The 22,612-nt window shown below is 62.4% G+C and carries 17 protein-coding genes; 12 read left to right on the plus strand and 5 right to left on the minus strand.

The genetic code is table 11. The features are described from left to right. Window positions 1-219 precede the first annotated feature (219 nt). The 3 genes from CAG44_RS05735 to CAG44_RS05745 all read left to right on the plus strand — a co-directional run bounded on the left by CAG44_RS05735 (window position 220) and on the right by CAG44_RS05745 (window position 4,109). The gene (locus CAG44_RS05735; protein WP_085587519.1) at window positions 220-2,823 is read left to right on the plus strand and encodes a TonB-dependent receptor; all 2,604 of its coding nucleotides are present in this window, start codon (window positions 220-222) and stop codon (window positions 2,821-2,823) included. 221 nt (window positions 2,824-3,044) lie between these two features. After that, entirely contained in the window at window positions 3,045-3,638 is a 594-nt protein-coding gene (locus tag CAG44_RS05740) for a biliverdin-producing heme oxygenase (protein ID WP_025337858.1), read from the plus strand. 54 nt (window positions 3,639-3,692) lie between these two features. Beyond that, the gene (locus CAG44_RS05745; RefSeq protein WP_075043892.1) at window positions 3,693-4,109 is read left to right on the plus strand and encodes a YbaN family protein; all 417 of its coding nucleotides are present in this window, start codon (window positions 3,693-3,695) and stop codon (window positions 4,107-4,109) included. On the opposite strand, the gene arcD (CAG44_RS05750) is transcribed toward CAG44_RS05745, so the two are convergent. Further along, on the minus strand, window positions 4,089-5,516 hold the full coding sequence (gene arcD, locus CAG44_RS05750; protein ID WP_025337856.1) for an arginine-ornithine antiporter: 1,428 nt from the start codon (window positions 5,514-5,516) through the stop codon (window positions 4,089-4,091). The genes CAG44_RS05745 and arcD (CAG44_RS05750) overlap by 21 nt on opposite strands. A 435-nt stretch (window positions 5,517-5,951) precedes the next feature. On the opposite strand from arcD (CAG44_RS05750), the gene arcD (CAG44_RS05760) reads away from it, so the two are divergent. The 7 genes from arcD (CAG44_RS05760) (at window position 5,952) to gltS (ending at window position 14,492) form a co-directional block, all read left to right on the plus strand. After that, window positions 5,952-7,379 carry an arginine-ornithine antiporter gene (gene arcD / locus CAG44_RS05760; RefSeq protein ID WP_085691744.1) on the plus strand — a complete coding sequence of 476 codons (1,428 nt, stop codon included), beginning with the start codon at window positions 5,952-5,954 and terminating at the stop codon, window positions 7,377-7,379. Between the two features lie 33 nt (window positions 7,380-7,412). Beyond that, entirely contained in the window at window positions 7,413-8,666 is a 1,254-nt protein-coding gene (gene arcA / locus CAG44_RS05765; protein ID WP_085691745.1) for an arginine deiminase, read from the plus strand. A gap of 69 nt (window positions 8,667-8,735) precedes the next feature. Next, window positions 8,736-9,746 carry an ornithine carbamoyltransferase gene (locus CAG44_RS05770; RefSeq protein WP_085664529.1) on the plus strand — a complete coding sequence of 337 codons (1,011 nt, stop codon included), beginning with the start codon at window positions 8,736-8,738 and terminating at the stop codon, window positions 9,744-9,746. Window positions 9,747-9,889: 143 nt separating this feature from the next. Continuing rightward, on the plus strand, window positions 9,890-10,819 hold the full coding sequence (arcC, locus tag CAG44_RS05775; RefSeq protein WP_003257953.1) for a carbamate kinase: 930 nt from the start codon (window positions 9,890-9,892) through the stop codon (window positions 10,817-10,819). A 55-nt stretch (window positions 10,820-10,874) separates the two neighbouring features. Then, entirely contained in the window at window positions 10,875-11,243 is a 369-nt protein-coding gene (locus CAG44_RS05780; protein WP_085691746.1) for a DUF5064 family protein, read from the plus strand. A gap of 185 nt (window positions 11,244-11,428) precedes the next feature. After that, window positions 11,429-12,937, plus strand: coding sequence for a sigma-54-dependent transcriptional regulator (locus tag CAG44_RS05785; RefSeq protein ID WP_025337851.1), 1,509 nt, complete (start codon window positions 11,429-11,431; stop codon window positions 12,935-12,937). Window positions 12,938-13,292: 355 nt separating this feature from the next. Then, entirely contained in the window at window positions 13,293-14,492 is a 1,200-nt protein-coding gene (gltS, locus tag CAG44_RS05790; protein WP_085691747.1) for a sodium/glutamate symporter, read from the plus strand. Here gltS and CAG44_RS05795 read toward each other — a convergent pair. The 4 genes from CAG44_RS05795 to CAG44_RS05810 form a co-directional block, all read right to left on the minus strand. Further along, complete coding sequence (locus tag CAG44_RS05795; RefSeq protein ID WP_085691748.1) at window positions 14,489-15,121, minus strand: response regulator transcription factor; 633 nt, start codon at window positions 15,119-15,121, stop codon at window positions 14,489-14,491. The two genes, gltS and CAG44_RS05795, sit on opposite strands and share 4 nt — an antisense overlap. A gap of 32 nt (window positions 15,122-15,153) precedes the next feature. Further along, complete coding sequence (locus tag CAG44_RS05800) at window positions 15,154-16,500, minus strand: cache domain-containing protein (protein WP_085587690.1); 1,347 nt, start codon at window positions 16,498-16,500, stop codon at window positions 15,154-15,156. 108 nt (window positions 16,501-16,608) lie between these two features. Next, a complete protein-coding gene (locus tag CAG44_RS05805) occupies window positions 16,609-16,812 on the minus strand; it encodes a YbdD/YjiX family protein (RefSeq protein WP_003257949.1) in 204 nt (67 codons plus the stop codon). A 13-nt stretch (window positions 16,813-16,825) separates the two neighbouring features. Next, entirely contained in the window at window positions 16,826-18,883 is a 2,058-nt protein-coding gene (locus tag CAG44_RS05810) for a carbon starvation CstA family protein (protein WP_025337847.1), read from the minus strand. 473 nt (window positions 18,884-19,356) lie between these two features. Between CAG44_RS05810 and gcvH the strand changes: the two genes are divergently transcribed. Both gcvH and gcvP read left to right on the plus strand, forming a co-directional pair. Continuing rightward, complete coding sequence (gcvH, locus tag CAG44_RS05815) at window positions 19,357-19,740, plus strand: glycine cleavage system protein GcvH (RefSeq protein WP_003257943.1); 384 nt, start codon at window positions 19,357-19,359, stop codon at window positions 19,738-19,740. 11 nt (window positions 19,741-19,751) lie between these two features. Then, the gene (gcvP, locus tag CAG44_RS05820) at window positions 19,752-22,607 is read left to right on the plus strand and encodes an aminomethyl-transferring glycine dehydrogenase (protein ID WP_085691749.1); all 2,856 of its coding nucleotides are present in this window, start codon (window positions 19,752-19,754) and stop codon (window positions 22,605-22,607) included. The last annotated feature ends 5 nt before the right edge of the window (window positions 22,608-22,612 follow it).

The raw sequence follows: 22,612 nt of genomic DNA on the forward strand, positions 1-22,612 counted from the left end.
GCGAACACGGGCAACGCCCGTGCCATCCACCGCGGAGCCTGTTTCGCGGGCATGCCCGCTCCCACAGAAATCGCGATACAGATCGCCAGACCGCAATCCAACTTTTTTTACGCAGTCACGCTACCCCGCCCGTCTCGTTATAGCCAATGCAACTGATTCTCGTTTGAAAACGAGGACAGCCATCACCTATAACAGTCCGCGCGTCAGGGAGCGCTTCCGATGTTCACAGGTCCTACCCGCCCCTCCACTCTTCCTCGCCATGGAGGGCAACTGCCCCTCCTGAGCCTTTCCCTACTGAGCCTAGCCCTGCTCGCCAGCGGCGCCATCAGCCTGCCGGCACTGGCCGCCGAGCCGGCACAGGCCAGCAGCCCGCGCATGGGCGACTACCGCTTCAGCATCGGCCAGCAGCCGCTGGTTTCGGCCATCAATGCTTTCAGCCAGGTCACCGGCTGGCAGGTCGGCTTCAGCGCCGAACTGGCCGACGGCGTGGCATCGCCAGGGGTGCAGGGTTCGCTACCGCCGGAAGCCGCACTCAAGCGCCTGCTGCACGGCACCGGCCTGGGCTTTCGCAAGATCAGCAACGGCAATGTGGTGCTCGAACGCCAGGCCAGCGCCAATGTGATTGCCCTGCAGCAGGTGACCGTCAGCGCCACCCGCAGCGCCCAGGACGTCAGCCAGGTGCCGAGCACCGTCAGCGTGCAGACCCGCGAGCAACTGGACCGGCAGAACGTCAACAACATCCAGGACCTGGTGCGCTACGAACCGGGCGTGTCGGTAGCCGGCACCGGCCAGCGCAGCGGCCTGAACGGCTACAACATCCGTGGCATCGACGGCGAGCGCATCCTCACCCAGGTCGATGGCGTGTCGATCCCCGACAGCTTCTTCTTCGGCCCCTTCGCCCAGACCCAGCGCAACTACGTGGACCCGGAGATCGTCAAGCGTGTGGAAATCCTCCGCGGCCCGGCTTCGGTGCTGTACGGCAGCAACGCCATTGGCGGCGCGGTGAGCTACTTCACCCTCGACCCGGACGACATCATCAAGCCCGGCAAGGACGCAGGCGCCCGCCTGAAGACCGGCTACAGCTCGGCCGACGAAAGCTGGCTGACCTCCGCCACCGTCGCCGGCCGCCAGGGCGACTTCGACGGCCTGTTGCACCTGAGCCAGCGCAACGGCCACGAAACCGAGACCCACGGCGGCCACAGCGGTGACGGCCTGGCCCGTACCGAAGCCAACCCGATGGACGTGCGTACCACAAACGTGCTGGCCAAACTGGGCTGGAACTACGCCGACGACGCGCGCCTGGGCTTCACCTACGAACGCTACAAGGATGACCGCGACCAGAACATCCTCAGTGCGGTGGGCGGGCCGTTCATTCCTGGCCTTGGTGCCTCGGGTTACTACAAGGCGCGCACTGGCAACGACACCATCACCCGCGAACGCTTTGGCATCAACCATGAGTTCGGCCTGGATTCGCTGGTCGCCGACCATGTGAAGTGGAGCCTGAACTACCAGATCGCCAAGACCGACCAGCACACCGAGGAAGTCTATGTGCCGCCTGGCCGTCAGGTGCTGCGTACCCGCGACACCCTCTACAAGGACCGCCAGTGGGTATTCGACGCCCAGCTGGACAAGGCCTTCAGCCTCGGCGCCACCGACCACCTGCTGACCTACGGCACCACCCTCAAGCACGAGAAAGTCACCGGTTCGCGCAGTGGCACCGGCACCTGCCTGGCCGTTGGCTCAGATTGCTCCGGCGCTGGCGCCGAGCGCCCGGCAGACGGCCAGGCCCTGGTCAGCGACTTCCCGGACCCGACCGTGAACACCTACAGCCTGTTCGTGCAGGATGAAATCCGCTGGAACAACTGGACCTTCATGCCTGGCGCTCGTTACGACTACACGCGCATGGAGCCCAGGTTCACCAAGGAGTTCCTGCGTGGCCTGGAGTCCACCGGTACCGCGCCTACCTCTCAGGACGACTCGGACAAGAAATGGCACCGCGTCTCGCCCAAATTCGGCCTGACCTATGCATTCAACGACAACTACACCTGGTATGGCCAGTACGCCGAAGGTTTCCGCACCCCGACTGCCAAATCCATGTACGGCAAGTTTCAGAACATCGAGCAGGGCTACCGGGTAGAAGGCAACCCGGGGCTGGAGCCTGAAAAGAGCAAAAGCTATGAAACCGGCCTGCGTGGCAACTTCGACGCTGGCAACTTCGATGTGGCGGTGTTCTACAACAAGTACCGCGACTTCATAGACGAGGACGCCGTGAAAAGCGCCAACCTGGAGCAGACATTCAAGGCCAACAACATCAAGCACGCCACCATCAAGGGTGCCGAGGTCAAGGGCCGCCTGAACCTCGACCACTTCGGTGCGCCGCAGGGCCTGTTTACCCAGGGCTCGATCGCCTACACCTATGGCCGCAACGATGACACCGGCGAGCCACTGAACAGCGTCAACCCGCTCAAGGGCGTGTTCGGCCTGGGTTACGAACAACAGCACTACGGCGGCCTGCTGAGCTGGACACTGGTCAAGCGCAAGACCCGCGTCGACGACAGCACCTTCTACTCGCCCGACGGCTCGAGTTCCAAGTTCCGTACCCCCGGCTATGGGGTGCTGGACCTGACCGGTTACTACAAGGTCACCGACGACGTGACCATCAACGCCGGCCTGTACAACCTCACCGACAAGAAGTACTGGCAGTGGGATTCGGTACGCAGCTACGACGGCCAGGGTGAAGCGGCCGTGACCCAGCCGGCCAACATCGACCGCCTGACCATGCCGGGGCGCAACTTCGGCATCAATGTGGTTTGGGATATCTGACCTGGATTATCGCTGACAGGTTTGTTTCGTCAGTGCCGGCCTCTTCGCGGGTGAACCCGCTCCCACAGGTATTGCGCAGACCTCGGGGCTGTAATGTCCCTGTGGGAGCGGGTTTACCCGCGAAGAGGCCAGCACTACCAGCACAAATACCAGCTTTTTTTACTGTCCCGCCCTCGCTGTTTCGTCTTGTCTCTAGACGCCCCTTTTCCAAGGACTGCCCCATGACCGACCGCCCAGCCCTGCGCTCCCAGCGCCTCAACCAGATCACCCACGCCCCCCACGCCGAACTGGATGCCCTGGTCAAAGCCCACGCGCCCTTCGACAGCCGCGAAAGCTTCGCTCGCTTCGTGGTCGCCCAGTACCTGTTCCAGGCCGAGCTGCAGGCCCTGTACAACGACCCGCAACTGATCGCCATCGTCCCCGACCTGGCGGAGCGCTGCCGCGCCGAACAGGCCCGCCTGGACCTCGCCGACCTCGACACCGAAGTACCGCCAGCCGTGCCGGGGGCCCTGCGCAACCCGAGCCTGGGCGAGGCAATGGGCTGGATCTTCGTCTCCGAAGGCTCCAAACTGGGCGCTGCGTTTCTGATCAAGCGTGCCGTGGCCCTGGAACTGTCCGACAGCTTCGGTGCCCGACACCTGGGCGAACCGGCCGGTGGCCGTGCCGAAGGCTGGAAGCAGTTCACCCGCATTCTTGATGGCCTGGCCCTGTCGGCCGAAGAGGAAGCCGCTGCCGAACGCGGCGCAGTTGCTGCCTTCGAGCGCTTCACCGAGCTGCTCAAGCACGCCTACGCCGCGGATGCCGCGCTGGTTTGACACGCCGTAGCCGGCCACCCTACCGGTGGCCGAACCGTTTTATGCAGTGAGACCATGACCCGACCCGCCCGCTCGAAACTCGCCCGCCTGCTGTATGCGCTCCTGGCTTACGTGAGCCTGGGCGTGGGCCTGGTCGCGATCGTCATTCCAGGCCTGCCGACCACCGAATTCATCCTGCTGGCCGCCTGGGCGGCCACGCGCAGTTCGCCGCGCCTGTCTGCCTGGCTGGAGAACCACCGGCTGTTCGGGCCGATCCTGCACAACTGGCGCAATGGCAAGGTGATCCAGCGCCGGGCCAAAGTCAGCGCGACCCTCAGCATGTTGCTGTGCGCGGGCCTGATGCTGACGTTCCTGGAACACCGCTGGCCAGTGTTCCTGGCCATTGCCGGCATGACCCTGGGCAACCTGTGGATCTGGTCCCGCCCCGAGCACGCCCCCTGCCCTGCCCCGTCACAAGCTCAGCAGCCCTGAGTACAGGGCATAGGCCGCCAGCGCGGCACCTGCCAGCACGGCGGCGAAGATCAGCTTTTCCCAGGTGGTGAACAAGGTTTTTCCCTGCTCATGCTTGGCCCTGGCGAACAGGATCACGCCCGGCGCGTACAGCAGCGCCGACAGCAACAGGTACTTGAGCCCGCCGGCGTACAACAGCCACACGGCATACACCAGGGCAACCAGCGCCACCAGCAGGTCCTTGCGGCGCAGGGCCGGCTGCCCGGCGTAGGTTTCTGCACGCACCGCCAACAGCACGGCGTAGGCCGCCGACCACAGGTAGGGCACCAGGATCATCGACGAGGCCAGGTAGATCAGGCTGGTATAGGTACCGGCGGAAAACAGCGTGATCAGCAGGAAGCCCTGGATCATGCAGTTGGTCAGCCACAGGGCGTTGGCCGGCACATGGTTGGCGTTTTCCTTGGCCAAGAAGCGCGGCATAGTCTTGTCCCGCGCCGTGGCAAAGAGGATCTCGGCGCACAGCAACGCCCACGACAGCAGCGCACCAAGCAGCGAAATCGCCAGGCCGATACTGATCAGCAAGGCGCCCCAAGGCCCGACGATATGCTCCAGCACCGAGGCCAGTGACGGGTTCTGTAGCCCGGCCAGTTCAGGCTGGGTCATCACCCCCAGCGACAGCACGTTGACCAGCACCAGCAACGCCAGTACCCCCAGGAAACCGATCACCGTGGCCTTGCCCACATCCGAGCGGCGCTGGGCGCGCCCGGAATACACGCTGGCGCCCTCGATGCCGATGAACACGAACACGGTTACCAGCATCATGTTGCGCACCTGTTCCAGCACGCTGCCGAACTGCGGGTTGCTCAGGCCCCAGATGTCACGGGTGAAGATATCGGCGCGAAAGGCGAACGCGGCAATCACCACGAAAATCAGCAACGGCACCACCTTGGCCACGGTGGTCACCTGGTTGATGAACGCCGCTTCCTTGATGCCGCGCAACACCAGGAAGTGCACCGCCCACAGCAGCAGCGAGGCGCAGCCGATGGCGATTGGCGTGTTGCCCTCGCCGAACACCGGGAAGTAGAAGCCCAGGGTGCTGAACAGCAGCACGAAGTAGCCGACGTTGCCCAGCCAGGCACTGATCCAGTAACCCCATGCCGAGGAAAAGCCCATGTACTCGCCAAAGCCGGCCTTGGCGTAGGCGTACACCCCCGAGTCCAGCTCCGGCTTGCGGTTGGCCAAGGTCTGGAACACGAAGGCGAGGGCCAGCATGCCGACTGCGGTGATACCCCAGCCGATCAGCACCGCCCCCACATCGGCACGCGCCGCCATGTTCTGCGGCAGCGAGAAGATCCCGCCACCAATCATCGAGCCGACCACCAACGCGATCAGCGCGCCCAGGCGCAGCTTCTGTCCCGGTTCGCTCATGAGCCTTCCTTTTTTTGCGCGCTGTCATGGGCTTGAAACAGCCATGCGGGCCATATAAATGTTGTTACTTATAATGATCCTGATCAATGAAGCTATAGCACTAATAACTGCTTTGTCTATGCCACCCTTTGACTAAAAACTAGCAGCTCCCGAGCAACTAGAAAAGAATCCGATAAAACTCGAAATTCTTGTGAAAAATTTGCGAAAGCGGCAAAAACGGCTAGCGTCAAGCATCGCAGGCTGAACAGAGCGTTTGCTCTAGAAGGACATGGAGGTGCCAGCGTGCAAGGCCTGCAGCAGAAGTTGTCGGCACTCTCCAGGAGCTTCGTGAAGGAATTTTCCTACTTCACGTCGCCATGAACTGACCCAAGTCAGCGAATGGCAGCGGCGTCGGATTTACTCTGTCGTCAACTTTCTCCTGGCAGGAGTTGTTAAATGTCTGATACATCCGGAAAACTAAAGCTCGGCGCGTTAGTTGCACTTGTGGTCGGTTCGATGATTGGTGGCGGGATCTTCTCGCTGCCGCAAAACATGGCTGCCAGTGCAGGGGTTGGCGCTGTACTGATCGGCTGGGCAATCACCGCGGTCGGCATGCTGACCCTGGCGTTCGTGTTCCAGACCCTGGCCAACCGCAAGCCTGACCTGGATGGCGGGGTGTATGCCTACGCCAAGGCCGGTTTTGGCGACTACATGGGCTTCTCCTCGGCCTGGGGCTACTGGATCAGTGCCTGGCTGGGTAACGTCGGCTACTTCGTGCTGCTGTTCAGTACCTTGGGCTACTTCTTCCCGATCTTCGGCGAAGGCAACACCCCAGCCGCCATCATCGGCGCGTCGGTGCTGCTGTGGGCCGTGCACTTCCTGGTGCTGCGCGGCATCAAGGAAGCGGCATTCATCAACCTGGTCACCACCGTGGCCAAGGTGGTGCCGTTGCTGCTGTTCGCCCTGATCTGCCTGTTCGCCTTCAAGCTCGACATCTTCACCGCCGACATCTGGGCCTTGGGCACACCAGAGCTTGGCAGCGTGATGAACCAGGTGCGCAACATGATGCTGGTCACCGTGTGGGTGTTCATCGGCATCGAGGGTGCGAGCATCTTCTCGTCGCGGGCGGAAAAACGCTCTGACGTGGGCAAGGCCACGGTCATCGGCTTCGTCACCGTGCTGCTGTTCCTGGTGCTGGTCAACGTGCTGTCGCTGGGCATCATGACCCAACCGGAACTGGCCAAGCTGCAGAACCCGTCGATGGCTGCCGTGCTGGAGCATGTGGTCGGCCACTGGGGCGCGGTACTGATCAGCGTCGGCCTGATCATCTCGCTGCTCGGGGCCCTGCTGTCGTGGGTGCTGCTGTGCGCCGAGATCATGTTCGCCGCCGCCAAGGACCACACCATGCCGGAGTTCCTGCGCCGCGAGAACGCCAACCAGGTACCGGCCAACGCCCTATGGCTGACCAACGCCATGGTGCAGATCTTCCTGGTGATCACGCTGTTCTCCAGCAGTACCTACCTGTCGCTGATCTACCTGGCCACCTCGATGATCCTGGTGCCCTACCTTTGGTCGGCCGCCTATGCCTTCTTGCTGGCTCTGCGTAGCGAAACCTACGAGCAGGCCCTGGCCGAACGGCAGAAGGACCTTGTGATCGGTGGTATCGCCCTGTTGTACGCCGTCTGGCTGCTGTACGCCGGTGGCGTGAAATACCTGCTGCTCTCGGCCCTGCTCTACGCACCTGGCGCAATCCTGTTCGCCAAGGCCAAGCGTGAGGTTGGCCAACCTGTCTTCACCAACGTGGAAAAACTGATCTTCGCAGCCGTGGTCATCGGCGCCCTGGTGGCAGCCTTTGGCCTGTACGACGGCTTCCTGACCCTTTGACCCACGTCTTCGTTCAACTGGAGGAATGAAATCATGTCCGCTGAAAAACAGAAGTACGGTGTCCACTCCGAAGCCGGCAAACTGCGCAAGGTCATGGTTTGCTCGCCGGGCCTGGCGCACAAGCGCCTGACGCCGAGCAACTGTGACGAGCTGCTGTTCGACGACGTGATCTGGGTCGACCAGGCCAAGCGTGACCATTTCGACTTTGTCACCAAGATGCGCGAACGTGGCGTGGATGTGCTGGAGATGCACAACCTGCTGACCGACATCGTCCAGCAACCCGAGGCACTGAAGTGGATCCTCGATCGCAAGATCACCTCCGACACCGTCGGTGTCGGCCTGACCAACGAAGTGCGCAGCTGGCTCGAAGGCCTCGATCCACGCCACCTGGCCGAGTTCCTGATCGGCGGCGTGGCAGGCCAGGACCTGCCGGAAAGCGAAGGCGCCAGCGTGGTCAAGATGTACAACGACTACCTGGGCCACTCCAGCTTCATCCTGCCACCCCTGCCCAACACCCAGTTCACCCGCGACACCACCTGCTGGATCTATGGCGGTGTCACGCTCAACCCGATGTACTGGCCGGCGCGCCGCCAGGAAACCCTGTTGACCACCGCCATCTACAAGTTCCACAAGGAGTTCACCGGCGCCGACTTCCAGGTGTGGTATGGCGACCCGGACAAGGACCACGGCAACGCCACCCTCGAAGGCGGTGACGTGATGCCGATTGGCAAAGGCATCGTGCTGATCGGCATGGGCGAGCGCACCTCGCGCCAGGCCATCGGCCAGTTGGCGCAAAACCTGTTCGCCAAGGGCGCGGTGGAAAAAGTCATCGTCGCCGGCCTGCCGAAATCCCGTGCCGCCATGCACCTGGACACCGTGTTCAGCTTCTGCGACCGCGACCTGGTCACGGTCTTCCCGGAAGTGGTGAAAGAGATCGTGCCGTTCATCATCCGCCCGGACGAAAGCAAGCCTTACGGCATGGACGTGCGCCGCGAGAACAAGTCGTTCATCGAGGTGGTGGGCGAGCAGCTTGGGGTCAAGCTGCGCGTGGTCGAAACCGGTGGCAACAGCTTTGCCGCCGAGCGCGAACAGTGGGATGACGGCAACAACGTGGTGGCCATCGAGCCGGGCGTGGTCATTGGCTACGACCGCAACACCTACACCAATACCCTGCTGCGCAAGGCCGGGATCGAGGTCATCACCATCAGTGCCGGCGAACTGGGCCGGGGCCGGGGCGGCGGCCACTGCATGACCTGCCCGATCGTGCGCGACCCGATCGACTACTAACGACCATTACCCCCGGCCGCCCTCACAAAGCGGCGGCCGGTGCGCTCACCAAACTCAAGGAGAAAAGTCATGGCGTTCAATATTCACAACCGCAACCTGCTCAGCCTGGAACACCACAGCACCCGCGAGCTGCGCTACCTGCTGGACCTGTCCCGCGACCTCAAGCGCGCCAAGTACACCGGCACCGAGCAGCAGCACCTGAAAGGCAACAACATCGCGCTGATCTTCGAAAAAACCTCTACCCGTACCCGCTGCGCCTTCGAAGTGGCCGCCTATGACCAGGGCGCCAATGTCACCTACATCGACCCGAACTCCTCGCAGATCGGCCACAAGGAAAGCATGAAAGACACCGCCCGCGTGCTCGGGCGCATGTACGACGCCATCGAGTACCGTGGCTTCAAGCAGGAAATCGTCGAAGAGCTGGCCAAGTTCGCCGGCGTTCCGGTGTTCAACGGCCTGACCGACGAATACCACCCCACCCAGATGATCGCCGACGTGCTGACCATGCGTGAGCACAGCGACAAGCCGCTGCACGACATCAGCTACGCCTACCTGGGCGACGCCCGCAACAACATGGGCAACTCGCTGCTGCTGATTGGCGCCAAGCTCGGCATGGACGTGCGCATCGCCGCGCCCAAGGCGCTGTGGCCGCATGACGACCTGGTCGAGCGTTGCCGCAAGTACGCCGAGGAAAGCGGTGCGCGCATCACCCTCACCGAAGACCCGGTTGCCGCGGTCAAGGGTGTGGACTTCGTGCACACCGACGTGTGGGTATCGATGGGTGAGCCGATCGAAGCCTGGGGTGAGCGCATCAAGCTGCTCAAGCCGTATCAGGTGAATGCACAGCTGATGAAGTCCACCGGCAACCCGCGGACCAAGTTCATGCACTGCCTGCCGGCGTTCCACAACTCCGAAACCAAGGTAGGCAAGCAGATCGCCGAACAGTACCCGGACCTGGCCAACGGTATCGAAGTGACCGACGACGTCTTCGAGTCGCCGGCCTGCATCGCCTTCGAGCAGGCGGAAAACCGCATGCACACGATCAAGGCGATCCTGGTGTCGACACTGGCTGACCTCTGACAACCACCTCGATCCTGTGGGAGCTGGCTTGCCGGCGATACAGGCAACTCGGTGCATGGCACCGGCTTCGCCGGTGATCGCCGGCAAGCCAGCTCCCACAATGGATCGAGGCGCTCACCCTATATCCGCAAAGGACATTCCCCATGCGTATCGTTGTTGCATTGGGCGGCAACGCCCTGCTGCGTCGCGGCGAGCCCATGACCGCTGACAACCAGCGCGCCAATATCCGCACCGCCACCGAACAGATCGCCAAGATCCACCCAGGCAACGAGCTGGTCATCGCCCACGGCAACGGCCCGCAAGTTGGCCTGCTGTCGCTGCAGGGCCTGTCCTACAAGCCCGACGAGGCCTACCCGCTGGACGTGCTGGGTGCCGAGACCGAGGGCATGATCGGCTACATGATCGAACAGGAGCTGGGCAACCTGCTGGCCTTCGAGGTGCCGTTCGCCACCCTGCTGACCCAGGTCGAAGTGGACGCCAACGACCCCGCCTTCAAGGACCCGACCAAGTTCATCGGCCCGGTCTATGGCAAGGAAGAGGCCGAGCGCCTGGCCAAGGAAAAGGGTTGGGTGGTCAAGGCCGACGGCGACAAGTACCGTCGCGTGGTGGCCAGCCCGAAACCCAAACGCATCTTCGAGATCCGCCCGATCAAGTGGCTGCTGGAAAAGAGCAGCATCGTGATCTGCGCCGGCGGCGGCGGCATCCCCACCATGTACGATGAGAACCGCAAGCTCAAGGGCATCGAGGCGGTAATCGACAAGGACCTGTGCTCGGCCCTGCTGGCAGAGCAGCTGGACGCCGACCTTCTGATAATCGCCACCGACGTCGATGCGGCGTATGTTGACTGGGGCAAGCCCACGCAAAAGGCAATTGCCCAGGCCCACCCCGACGAACTCGAACGCCTCGGCTTCGCCGCCGGCTCCATGGGGCCGAAGGTGCAGGCGGCCTGCGACTTTGCCCGCAACACCGGCAAAGTGGCAGTGATCAGTTCGCTGGAGAACATCGAAGACATCGTCAAAGGCACCGCCGGCACTCGGGTTTCCACCGCTAAGCCGGGGATCAGCTACCGTTGAATGCAGTGGGCGGGCGCCAGCGCCCGCCATTTTCGACCTTCCAAAGGAGCTTGCCATGGCCCAGTACCAGCCCGGTCATGTACACATCGAGCGCACCGCGCTGAACCAGAACGACCACAGCTATGACCTGAACATCGAATACGAGGCAGTGTCGGACCCCAAGGAAGGCAGAGGCATCCAGTTCAAGATGCATGGCAGCATCGAAGGCAAGCCAGTGGAAGAAAAGTTCTTCCTGGCCAAGGACCAGGTGTTGCCCAGCTTCCTCATGCAGCTGAGCCGAAGGGCGCAGTCGTACCTGAAGCCACCGAAGAAATTCGAGAGCCTGAATTCGCCGCACAAGCTTTATGACCATATGTTCGCGGACATTCGCGAAAAGCTGGATGTGAAATCGGGCGATCCGATCAAGCCTGAACATCTGGAGTGATTTCAAGAACCGGGGGCTGCTTTGCAGCCCATCGCGACACAAGGCCGCTCCCACAGGTTGGCCGCTGACCTCAAGGCCTGCGCGATACTTGTGGGAGCGGCCTTGTGTCGCGATAGGGCCGCAAAGCGGCCCCGGCGATGTTGAGGCATACTACCGCCCTCCCCGGCCACAACCGCACCCTCCCCATGCGCATCCACGTCAGCTTCATCGACCGCGTCGGCATCACCCAGGAAGTCCTCGCCCTGCTCGGTGCCCGCAACCTCAACCTGGACGCCGTGGAGATGGTCCCGCCGAACGTCTACATCGACGCCCCTACCCTCAGCCCCGCCGTGCTCGAAGAACTGCACGACGCGCTGTTCGAGGTACATGGCGTGCAATCGGTGGACGTGGTCGACATCCTCCCTGGCCAACGCCGGCACCTGCAGCTCGATGCCCTGCTGGCTGCGATGAGCGACCCGGTGCTGGCGGTGGACAGTGCCGGCAAGGTGCTGCTGGCCAACCCGGCGCTGATCGAGCTGTGCGGCCGCGAATCGGCCGGGCGCTCGGTGGGTGAACTGTTCGGCGACCCGGCGCTGCTGCAGGCCCTGCTGGACAACAACTTCCACCTGCCCATGCGCGAGATGCAGCTCAACGGCCAGAGCCTGCTGCTGGACGCCATGCCGATCACCAACGCCGGTGGCCTGCTGACGCTGTACCCACCCACGCGCATGGGCGAACGCCTGTCGGCCATGCACCACGACCATGCCGAAGGCTTCGATGCCCTGCTCGGTGAGTCACCGGCCATCCGCACCCTCAAGGCCCGCGCCCTGCGCGTGGCGGCGCTTGATGCACCGCTGCTGGTGCATGGCGAAACCGGCACCGGCAAAGAGCTGGTAGCCCGCGCCTGCCACGCCATCAGCAGCCGCCACGCGGCGCCATTCCTGGCCCTGAACTGCGCCGCGCTGCCCGAGAGCCTGGCCGAGAGCGAACTGTTCGGCTACGCCCCCGGCGCCTTCACCGGCGCGCAACGGGGCGGCAAGCCCGGGTTGATGGAGCTGGCCAACCAGGGCACGGTATTCCTCGATGAAATCGGCGAGATGTCGCCATACCTGCAGGCCAAGCTGCTGCGCTTTCTCAGCGATGGCAGCTTCCGCCGGGTGGGTGGCGACCGCGAAGTGAAGGTGGATGTACGCATCATCAGCGCCACCCACCGCGACCTGGAGCGCATGGTCGCCGAAGGCAGCTTCCGCGAAGACCTGTTCTACCGCCTGAACGTGCTCAACCTGCAAGTGCCGCCGCTGCGCGACCGTGGCCAGGACATCCTGATGCTGGCGCATTTCTTCATGCAGCAGGCCTGCACGCAGATCCAGCGCCCACCGTGCCGGCTGACCCCGGCCACCCATTCGGCACTGCTGGCCAACCCTTGGCCGGGCAATGTGCGCCAGCTGCAGAACGTGATATTCCGCGCCGCAGCCATCTGCGAGGGCAACCTGGTGGATATCGGTGACCTGGACATCGCCGGCACCTCGGTGGCCCGTGGCCAGGACGGCGAAGTGGCCAGCCTGGAACAGGCCGTGGGCGATTTCGAGCGCGAGCTGCTGCAACGCCTGTACGCCAGCTACCCATCGACGCGGCAACTGGCCGGGCGCTTGCAAACTTCACATACCGCCATTGCGCAACGCCTGCGTAAATATGGAATACCGGGCAAAGCCTGATACCTGTCAGATAGCGTCAACGGGGCTGCTGCGCAGCCCATCGCAGGCAAGCCAGCTCCCACAGAGATCGCGCCAACTTTCAGAATTTGAGCAAGACAGTTGCTCCCACAGGTATCGCGCACGTCCTGAATTCTGCGCGATACCTGTGGGAGCTGGCTTGCCTGCGATGGACCGCAAAGCGGCCCCTGATAGTTATTGTAATAATCCGGTTGTTATTCAGGCTTTTCCTACGCCAGTGAAAGATACTCTCCCACGGATGCCTCGTAGAATGGTGACAGTGTATTCCCACCTGTCACCCCACTTGTCCGCCCCATAGCGGGAAGTGGTCCGCTACTGGATATAACGAGAGCACCTGATGTTTGAACTCGATTTTTACGGGACGCTTGTAGCCGCCTCTTTGGTACTGTTATTGGGACGCGGCCTGGTCGCGCGTATTGGTTTCCTGCGCACTTACAATATTCCGGAACCTGTCGCTGGCGGCCTGGTAGTGGCCTTGGCGTTCCTGGCGTTGCGCAGTTTCGATATCCACGTGCAATTCGATACTTCACTGCAAACCCCTCTGATGCTGGCATTCTTCGCCACCATTGGTTTGAGTGCAGACTTCGCCAGCCTGAAAAAAGGTGGCCGCGTGGTTACCGTGTTCCTGCTGGTGGTGACTGGCTTGCTGCTGGTCCAGAACGCCATGGGCATCGGCCTGGCAACGGCACTGGGGCTCGACCCGCTGATGGGTCTGCTGGCCGGCTCCATCACCTTGTCCGGCGGCCACGGCACAGGCGCTGCGTGGGGGGCCACTTTCACCGAGAAGTTTGGCCTGGCCTCGGCCTCCGAACTGGCAATGGCATCAGCTACCTTCGGCCTGGTACTGGGTGGCCTGATTGGTGGCCCGGTCGCCCGGTTGCTGATCAAGCGGGTATCGACGCCTGGTATCGAAGAAGCAGCACCACAACTGCCCAAAGGTTTCGAACAACCGGACAAAGAGCGCCTGATTACACCGTTTTCATTTATCGAAACACTGGCGCTGATCGCTGTCAGTTTGCTCGCGGGCTCGTTACTTAACGGTTTTCTGAAAGGCACTGTATTTGAACTGCCAACGTTCGTTTGCGTGTTGTTCGTGGGCGTGGTGTTGCGAAACGGCCTTTCGGCGCTCGGCTTTTATCAAGTCTTCGAGCGGGAAGTCTCGGTATTGGGTAATGTGAGCTTGTCGTTATTCCTGGCTATTGCCTTGATGTCGCTCAAACTGTGGGACCTTTCAGCACTGGCATTACCGTTCTTTGCATTGCTCGCCGCACAGACATTGGTCATGGCACTGTTCGCGATATTCGTCACGTTCCGGGTCATGGGCCGCAACTATGATGCAGCGGTACTGGCTGCCGGGCACTGTGGTTTCGGCCTGGGCGCAACGCCGACGGCAATCGCCAACATGCAAGCGGTGACCCAGCGCTACGGAGCCTCGCGCATTGCCTTCCTGGTGGTGCCGATGGTGGGGGCGTTCTTCATCGACATCATCAATGTCATCGTCATCAAGCTGTATCTGGCGCTGCCCTGGTTTGCCTAGATCGAAGTCAGGCCGTGTTCCAGGGCGTATTTCACCAGTGCCGCAGGCGTATCGATGTTGAGCTTGCGCCTGATGCTCAGCCGATAGGTTTCTACTGTTCGGACACTGATATCCAGCTCTCGGGCCATTTTCTTGTTGTTGTGCCCCTTGGCGATCATTGACAGCACTTGCAGTTCACGGGGTGTCAGTTCGTGCTCGTCCCGGTTGCTCCCGGCGAGCTTGCGAGTGATTTCCGAGCTGTAGAAGCGTCCTCCCGCAGCAATGGCCTCGATGGCCGCGATAAGCTCTGCGGAGGGCGCGTTCTTCAGCACGTAACCTAGCGCTCCGGAACTGATTGAAGTGCGCACGTACTCCTGGTTGTCGTACATGCTCAGCATGAGGATCCTGATATCCGGGTAGAGTTCGCGCAGCTTGCGCGTGAGCTCCAACCCATTCATGTCCTGAAGCCCTACATCGACCAGGAGGATGTCCACTTCGGTACTCGCTACCAACTCGATTGCCTGGGCCGCTGACTCGGCCTGGCCGACCACCTCGAAATGCGGGATCGCGCACAGCAGAGCCTTGACGCCATCACGCACAAGGACGTGGTCGTCGACCAGGGCGATTCTGACCGGATGGGTTACGCTCATGGGGGCCTCGAGGGTTGGAGTGGCAAAGCTGCTCAGCTGATCGTAACCGGTATCTGCACTTGTAGTTCGGTACGGCCGTAAGAGGATGCGATGTTGACGCTACCCGAGTGGTGCTCCACTCGTTCGCGAATGTTCCTCAGGCCGATACCGTGGCATTCGTCTGCTGCACGGGTGTCGAACCCTACCCCGTTGTCCTCGACACGCAACACGATCATGCCCTGCTGTTGCGTGACGGAAACGATCGCTGCAGTGGCCTTGGCATGACGCTCCACGTTCGCCAGGGCCTCTTGAATGATGCGGAACAGCGTCAACCTGAGGCTGGTATCGATGTCCGCCGCATCCATTTCACATTCATACTGAGTGTGAATCGAAGTACGTTGCTCGAACTCACTGACATGTTGCTCGATGGCCGGCGACAACCCCAACGTGTCCAGAAGCGAGGGGCGCAGATCATGGGAAATACGGCGTATCTCACCGATCGCCGCGCCAAGCCTGCAAGTACCTTTGCGCAGGTTTTCCAGGCCCTCGCTTCGGCCGTTGGCCAGTTCGATGGCGGCCAGCTCATACTGGAACTTGATCGACACCAGCTCCTGGCTGATCCCGTCATGCAGTTCACGCGAAACCCGCGAGCGCTCCTCCTCCTGCAGGTTCACGATCCGCTGGTTGAGCGTGGAAAGCTTACGGTCCGCCAGGCGATGTTCACTGACGTTCAGCATCAGGCCACCGGTAAAAATCACCAGTACGGCAATCAACGAGAACGAGGCGATCGCCAGAACCGTGGTCAGTACCCCGGTAGCGACTTCTTGCCGAGACTTGCGGGTCGCCACCTCCACATCGTCGATGTATATGCCTGTGCCAAGCATCCAACCCCAACGGTCCAGCATCACGACATATGACAGTTTCCCGGTAATCTGCCCGGAAGAAGGCTTCTGCCAGTCGTACAGCTGGTATCCATCGCCCTCCCTGGCGCTCTTGAGTAGCGCCTGGATGACCGGTAGCCCGTTCTTGTCGGTCAGCGTAATGAGTTGCTTGCCAACCAGCTCGGACTGCCTCGGGTGCATCAGGTTCTTGCCCTGCTGGTCGTACACGAAGAAGTAGCCGTCTAGGCCGAAGTTGGCTTGGGACAGGATCTCCAGTGCACGCTGCCGAGTTGCTTCATCATCGGTGCTTCCTTCATACAACGGCGCGATGAGGCTCATCGCCAGGCCCAGGTAGTTTTTCAACTCGGCCTTCTTTGCTGCCATGATGCTGCTTTCAACCAGGCGTGCCTGTTCCTCCTCCAGCTTGCGGCTCTGGGCAAACACGAGGACACAGATGAACAGGACCGAAAGGATGAGTGGAAGCACACTGAGGGTGACGATCTTGTGCTTGAGTTGCATGGTCATTTCCAATGCAGGAGCGGGCCGGCAACAGCACTATGCCTGCTGCCGGCCTTCCAATGCGAGAGCACCACGATGAACGTTGCGCCTGCCGGGGCTTGTCAGCGCTCAGCAGCAACGAACAGGGCGTCCCTTCCCACCACCGTAACGTGCCTCCTGTCGCTCCCGGAAAAACGCCTCGTAGGACATCAGCGGCTTTTCCGGGTGCTTGAGCTGCATGTGCTCCACATAGGCGTCGTAGTCTGGCATGCCGACCAGCATCCGGGCGGCTTGCCCCAGGTACTTACCCATCTTGCTCAGGTCATTGAACATTCCGGGCGCCCCCTCAGGCGTCCGGCTGTGGCTGGAACGGTGATTCCTTGTCGGTGCGCTCGGGCATGACCCAGGCACGGCGCCCAACCTTCACGGCAAAACAAAGAATGCTCAGGACCACCAACAGGAACAGTGCTGTCAGCGTCGCGTTGGTATAGGCATTGAACACTACGTGCTGCATTTGCATCAGATCCTTCGCAGGCGCCAGTACCTGGCCTGCGGCGGCAGCATCACTGTACTTCTTGGCAAGCGCCAGGAAGCCCATCGAGGGGTCCTTGTCCAGCAGCTTGATAAGACCGGCCGTAGTGGTGCAGATCAGCAGCCAGACGGCTGGAATCAAGGTAACCCAGACGTATCGCTGACGCTTCATGCGGATAAGCACCACACAGCCGAGCATGAGCGCGATCCCGGCCAGCATCTGGTTGGAGATGCCGAACAGCGGCCACAGGGTGTTGATGCCACCCAGCGGGTCGATCACCCCTTGGTACAGCAGCCAGCCCCACATGGCCACGCAACCTGCGGTAGCGATGAGGTTCGCTGTCCAGGAGTCGGTCTTCTTCAGTGCCGGCACGAAATTGCCGAGCAGGTCCTGCAGCATGAAGCGTCCCGCACGGGTGCCGGCATCGACGGCAGTGAGGATGAACAGTGCCTCGAAGAGAATTGCAAAGTGGTACCAGAACGCCATGGTGTTCTCGCCTGGCAGTGCCTGGTGCAGGATCTGGGCAATCCCCACGGCCAAGGTCGGCGCTCCACCGGCGCGAGCCAGGATGGTGTGCTCGCCAATGTCGGCGGCAGTCTGTTGCAGAATCTCCGGCGTTATGGTGAAGCCCCAGCTGCTCACGGTAGCCGCCACGGTCGCGACATCGCCACCCACCACGGCGGCTGGGCTGTTCATGGCGAAGTAGATCCCAGGTTCGATGACCGATGCCGCGACAATGGCCATGATCGCGACAAAGGACTCCATCAGCATCGCGCCGTAGCCGATGTAACGGGCATGACTTTCATTGGCCAACAGCTTGGGTGTGGTACCCGAGCTGATCAACGCGTGGAAGCCAGACACCGCGCCGCAAGCCACGGTAATGAACAGGAAGGGGAACAGGGCGCCCTTCCAGACCGGGCCCGTGCCATCGATGAAGTGGGTAACGGCTGGCATTTTCAGGTCGGGGGCGATGACCAGGATGCCGATTGCCAGGGCGACGATGGTCCCGATCTTGAGGAAGGTCGAAAGGTAGTCCCGTGGCGCCAGGATCAGCCATACGGGCAGTACCGCGGCAACGAAGCCATAGCCGATGAGCATCCAGGTAATCTGCAACCCGGTGAAGGTGAAGGCAGGCCCCCAGACTGGGTCGGCGGCGACCAGGCCACCGCACCAGATGGACGCCAGCAGCAGGACCACGCCGATCACGGAGATCTCACCGATACGCCCTGGGCGCAGGTAGCGCATGTAGACGCCCATGAACACTGCAATCGGCAACGTGGCCATTACCGTGAACATGCCCCAGGGGCTCTCCGCCAGCGCCTTGACCACGATCAGCGACAACACCGCGAGGATGATGATCATGATCAGGAAGGCACCGAACAAGGCGATGGTACCGGGGATGGAGCCCATCTCTTCGCGTACCAGTTCGCCCAGGGAGCGACCGTTGCGACGGGTAGAGATGAACAGCACCATGAAGTCCTGGACAGCACCCGCCAGGACCACACCGGCGATCAGCCAGAGCGTGCCGGGCAGGTAGCCCATTTGTGCGGCAAGCACCGGGCCAACCAGAGGGCCGGCGCCGGCAATGGCAGCAAAGTGGTGCCCGAAGAGAATGTGCTTGTTGGTCGGTACGTAGTCCAGGCCGTCGTTGTTGAGTACGGCGGGCGTGGCGCGTGCGGCGTCCAGTTGCATCACCTTGTTGGCGATGAACAGGCTGTAGTAACGGTAGGCAATGAGGTAGATGGCAACTGCTGCGGTCACGATCCAGAGGGCGTTGATGGCTTCGCCCCTGCGCAGGGCAAGCGTGCCCAGCGCAAATGCACCAAGCAAGGCAACGGCAAACCAGGCAATTCGGGTAGCCAGTGTGGTCATCGAATTTTCTCCTGTCGCGGGTGGTAAACCTGCGACGGCTTTTGTTGTTGTATGTGTCCGGATAAGGACGGCGACACTTTCGCCATCCCGGGTCCACAAGAAAATTCGCAGTACTACGGGCGCGATCTACGTAGAACTACGTAGACCGCGCATCGCAAAAAGGACTGCCTGAAGGGCTGGCGGCTGTAACTCGCGCCCTGCAGGCAGGTTCGTATCGATTTCGATACACCGTATTCAAATCGATACACATCCATTCGGATACGGCTGTGCAAGGGTTTGATCCCCAAACCCTTTTCCATCCCCCGCCCGCTGTAGCGTTTTCATTCCACAAGAATGACAAAATGATTACGCAAAATAGTTAACACATTGATTCATAACGTTTTTTAACGATTGGCCGCATTTTTGCTAAGGGAATCCCAACCCCAAGAGCGCGGAGCCACTGCGCCTAACGCCCTGCTTCCCGAGGATTCCCCATGAGCGAGTTGCGTTTCACTGAAGATCACGAATGGCTGCGCGTCGAAGCCGATGGCAGCGTCACCGTGGGCATCACCGCCTACGCCCAGAACGCCCTTGGCGATGTGGTTTTCGTGCAACTGCCAGAGTTGCAGCAGTATGAGAAAGGCAGCGAAGCGTCCACCGTCGAGTCGGTCAAGGCCGCCAGTGGTGTGTACATGCCCCTGACCGGCGAAGTGGTCCAGATCAACGACCAACTCGAAGACAGCCCGGAACTGGTCAACGAAGACCCGATGGGCGAAGGCTGGTTCTTCCGTTTCATTCCCGCCGACGCCAGCGCCGTGGCCGCCCTGCTCGACCAGGACGCCTACGACCGCCTGATCAAAGCCAACGACGACGCCTGAGGAACCCCACCATGACCATCAACCTCGGCACCGCCAACGAATTCATCGCCCGCCACATCGGCCCGCGCGCCGCTGACGAGCAGGCCATGCTGGCCGCCCTCGGCTTCGACTCGCTGGAAGCCATGACCGCCGCGGTCATTCCCGACAGCATCAAAGGCACCAGCGTGCTCGGCTCGCACGACGGCCAGAGCGAAGCCGACGCGCTTGCCGCGCTCAAGGCCATCGCCGGCAAGAACCAGCTGTTCAAGAGCTACATCGGCCAGGGCTACTACAACACCCACACTCCGGCGCCGATCCTGCGCAACCTGCTGGAAAACCCGGCCTGGTACACCGCCTATACCCCGTACCAGCCAGAAATTTCCCAGGGCCGCCTGGAAGCGCTGCTGAACTTCCAGACCCTGATCAGCGACCTGACCGGCCTGCCGATCGCCAACGCCTCCCTGCTCGACGAAGCCACCGCTGCGGCCGAGGCCATGACCTTCTGCAAGCGCCTGTCGAAGAACAAGGCCAGCCACGCCTTCTTCGCCTCCGTGCACTGCCACCCGCAAACCCTCGACGTGCTGCGCACCCGTGCCGAGCCGCTGGGCATCGAGATCGTGGTCGGCGACGAGCGCGAGCTGGGCGATGTCAGCGCCTTCTTCGGCGCCCTGCTGCAGTACCCGGCCAGCAACGGTGAAGTGTTCGACTACCGCGAAGTGGTCGAGCGCTTCCACGCCGCCAACGCCCTGGTCGCCGTGGCCGCCGACCTGCTGGCCCTGACCCTGCTGACCCCGCCGGGCGAGTTCGGCGCCGACGTAGCCATCGGCAGCGCCCAGCGCTTCGGCGTGCCACTGGGCTTCGGTGGCCCGCACGCGGCCTACTTCTCCACCCGTGACGCGTTCAAGCGCGACATGCCGGGCCGCCTGGTCGGCGTGTCGATCGACCGCTTCGGCAAGACCGCCCTGCGCCTGGCCATGCAGACCCGCGAGCAGCACATCCGCCGCGAAAAGGCCACCAGCAACATCTGCACCGCCCAGGTGCTGCTGGCCAACATCGCCAGCATGTTCGCCGTATACCACGGCCCGGCCGGCCTCAAGCGCATCGCCGAACGTACCCATGCCCTGACCGCGATCCTGGCCGCCGGCCTGAAGACCCTGGGCGTGCAGGTAGTGGGCGCCAGCGCCTTCGACACCCTGACCCTGGCCACCGGCAGTGCCACTGCCAGCCTGCATGACAGGGCGCGCGCCCAGGGCATCAACCTGCGCCAGATCGACGCGGCCCACGTGGGCCTGTCGCTGGACGAAACCAGTAGCCAGGCCGATGTCGAGGCCCTGTGGCAGTTGATCGGTGGCGACCAGGCCCAGCCGGACTTCAACGCGCTGGCCGCCAGCACCGGCTCGCTGCTGCCTGCCGCCCTGCTGCGCCAGTCGGCCATCCTCGCGCACCCGGTATTCAACCGCTACCACAGCGAAACAGAGCTGATGCGCTACCTGCGCCGCCTTGCCGACAAGGACCTGGCGCTGGACCGCAGCATGATCCCGCTGGGCTCGTGCACCATGAAGCTGAACGCCGCCAGCGAAATGATCCCGGTCACCTGGGCCGAGTTCGGCAACCTGCACCCGTTCGCCCCGGCCGAGCAGAGCCAGGGCTACCTGCAGATGACCACCGAGCTGGAAGCCATGCTCTGCGCCGCCACCGGCTATGACGCCGTGTCGCTGCAGCCCAACGCCGGTTCCCAGGGCGAGTACGCGGGCCTGCTGGCCATCCGCGCCTACCACCGCAGCCGTGGCGAAGGCCACCGCGACATCTGCCTGATCCCGTCGTCGGCCCACGGCACCAACCCGGCAACCGCGCACATGGCCGGCATGCGCGTGGTGGTCACCGCCTGTGATGCCCGCGGCAACGTCGATGTCGAGGACCTGCGCGCCAAGGCCATCGAGCACCGCGAGCGCCTGGCCGCGATCATGATCACCTACCCGTCGACCCACGGCGTGTTCGAGGAAGCGATCGGCGAAATCTGCGCGATCATCCACGACAACGGTGGCCAGGTGTACATCGACGGCGCCAACATGAACGCCATGGTCGGCCTGTGCGCCCCGGGCAAGTTCGGCGGCGACGTATCCCACCTGAACCTGCACAAGACCTTCTGCATCCCGCACGGTGGTGGCGGCCCGGGCGTCGGCCCGATCGGCGTCAAGTCGCACCTGGCGCCGTTCCTGCCCGGCCATGCGCAGCTGGAAAACACCGAGGGCGCGGTTTGTGCCGCGCCGTTCGGCAGCGCCAGCATCCTGCCGATCACCTGGATGTACATCCGCATGATGGGCGGTGCCGGTCTCAAGCGTGCCTCGCAGATGGCGATCCTCAACGCCAACTACATCGCCCGTCGCCTGGAAGAGCACTATCCTGTTCTGTATACCGGCGGCAATGGCCTGGTGGCCCACGAGTGCATCCTCGACCTGCGCCCACTGAAGGACACCAGCGGCATCAGCGTCGACGACGTGGCCAAGCGCCTGATCGACTTCGGCTTCCACGCCCCGACCATGTCCTTCCCGGTGGCGGGCACGCTGATGATCGAACCGACCGAAAGCGAGTCCAAGGAAGAACTGGACCGTTTCTGCGACGCGATGATCCAGATCCGCGAAGAAATTCGCGCGGTCGAGAACGGTAGCCTGGACAAGGACGACAACCCGCTGAAGAACGCCCCGCACACTGCGGCCGAGCTGGTTGGCGAATGGGCCCATGGCTACAGCCGCGAGCAGGCGGTGTACCCGCTGCCGAGCCTGGTGGAAGGCAAGTACTGGCCACCGGTCGGCCGGGTCGACAACGTGTTCGGCGACCGCAACCTGGTGTGCGCCTGCCCGTCGATCGAGAGCTATCAGGACGCCTGACCCGG

Source organism: Pseudomonas sp. B13(2017), from assembly GCF_002113245.1.
Classification (GTDB): Bacteria; Pseudomonadota; Gammaproteobacteria; order Pseudomonadales; family Pseudomonadaceae; genus Aquipseudomonas; species Aquipseudomonas putida_Z.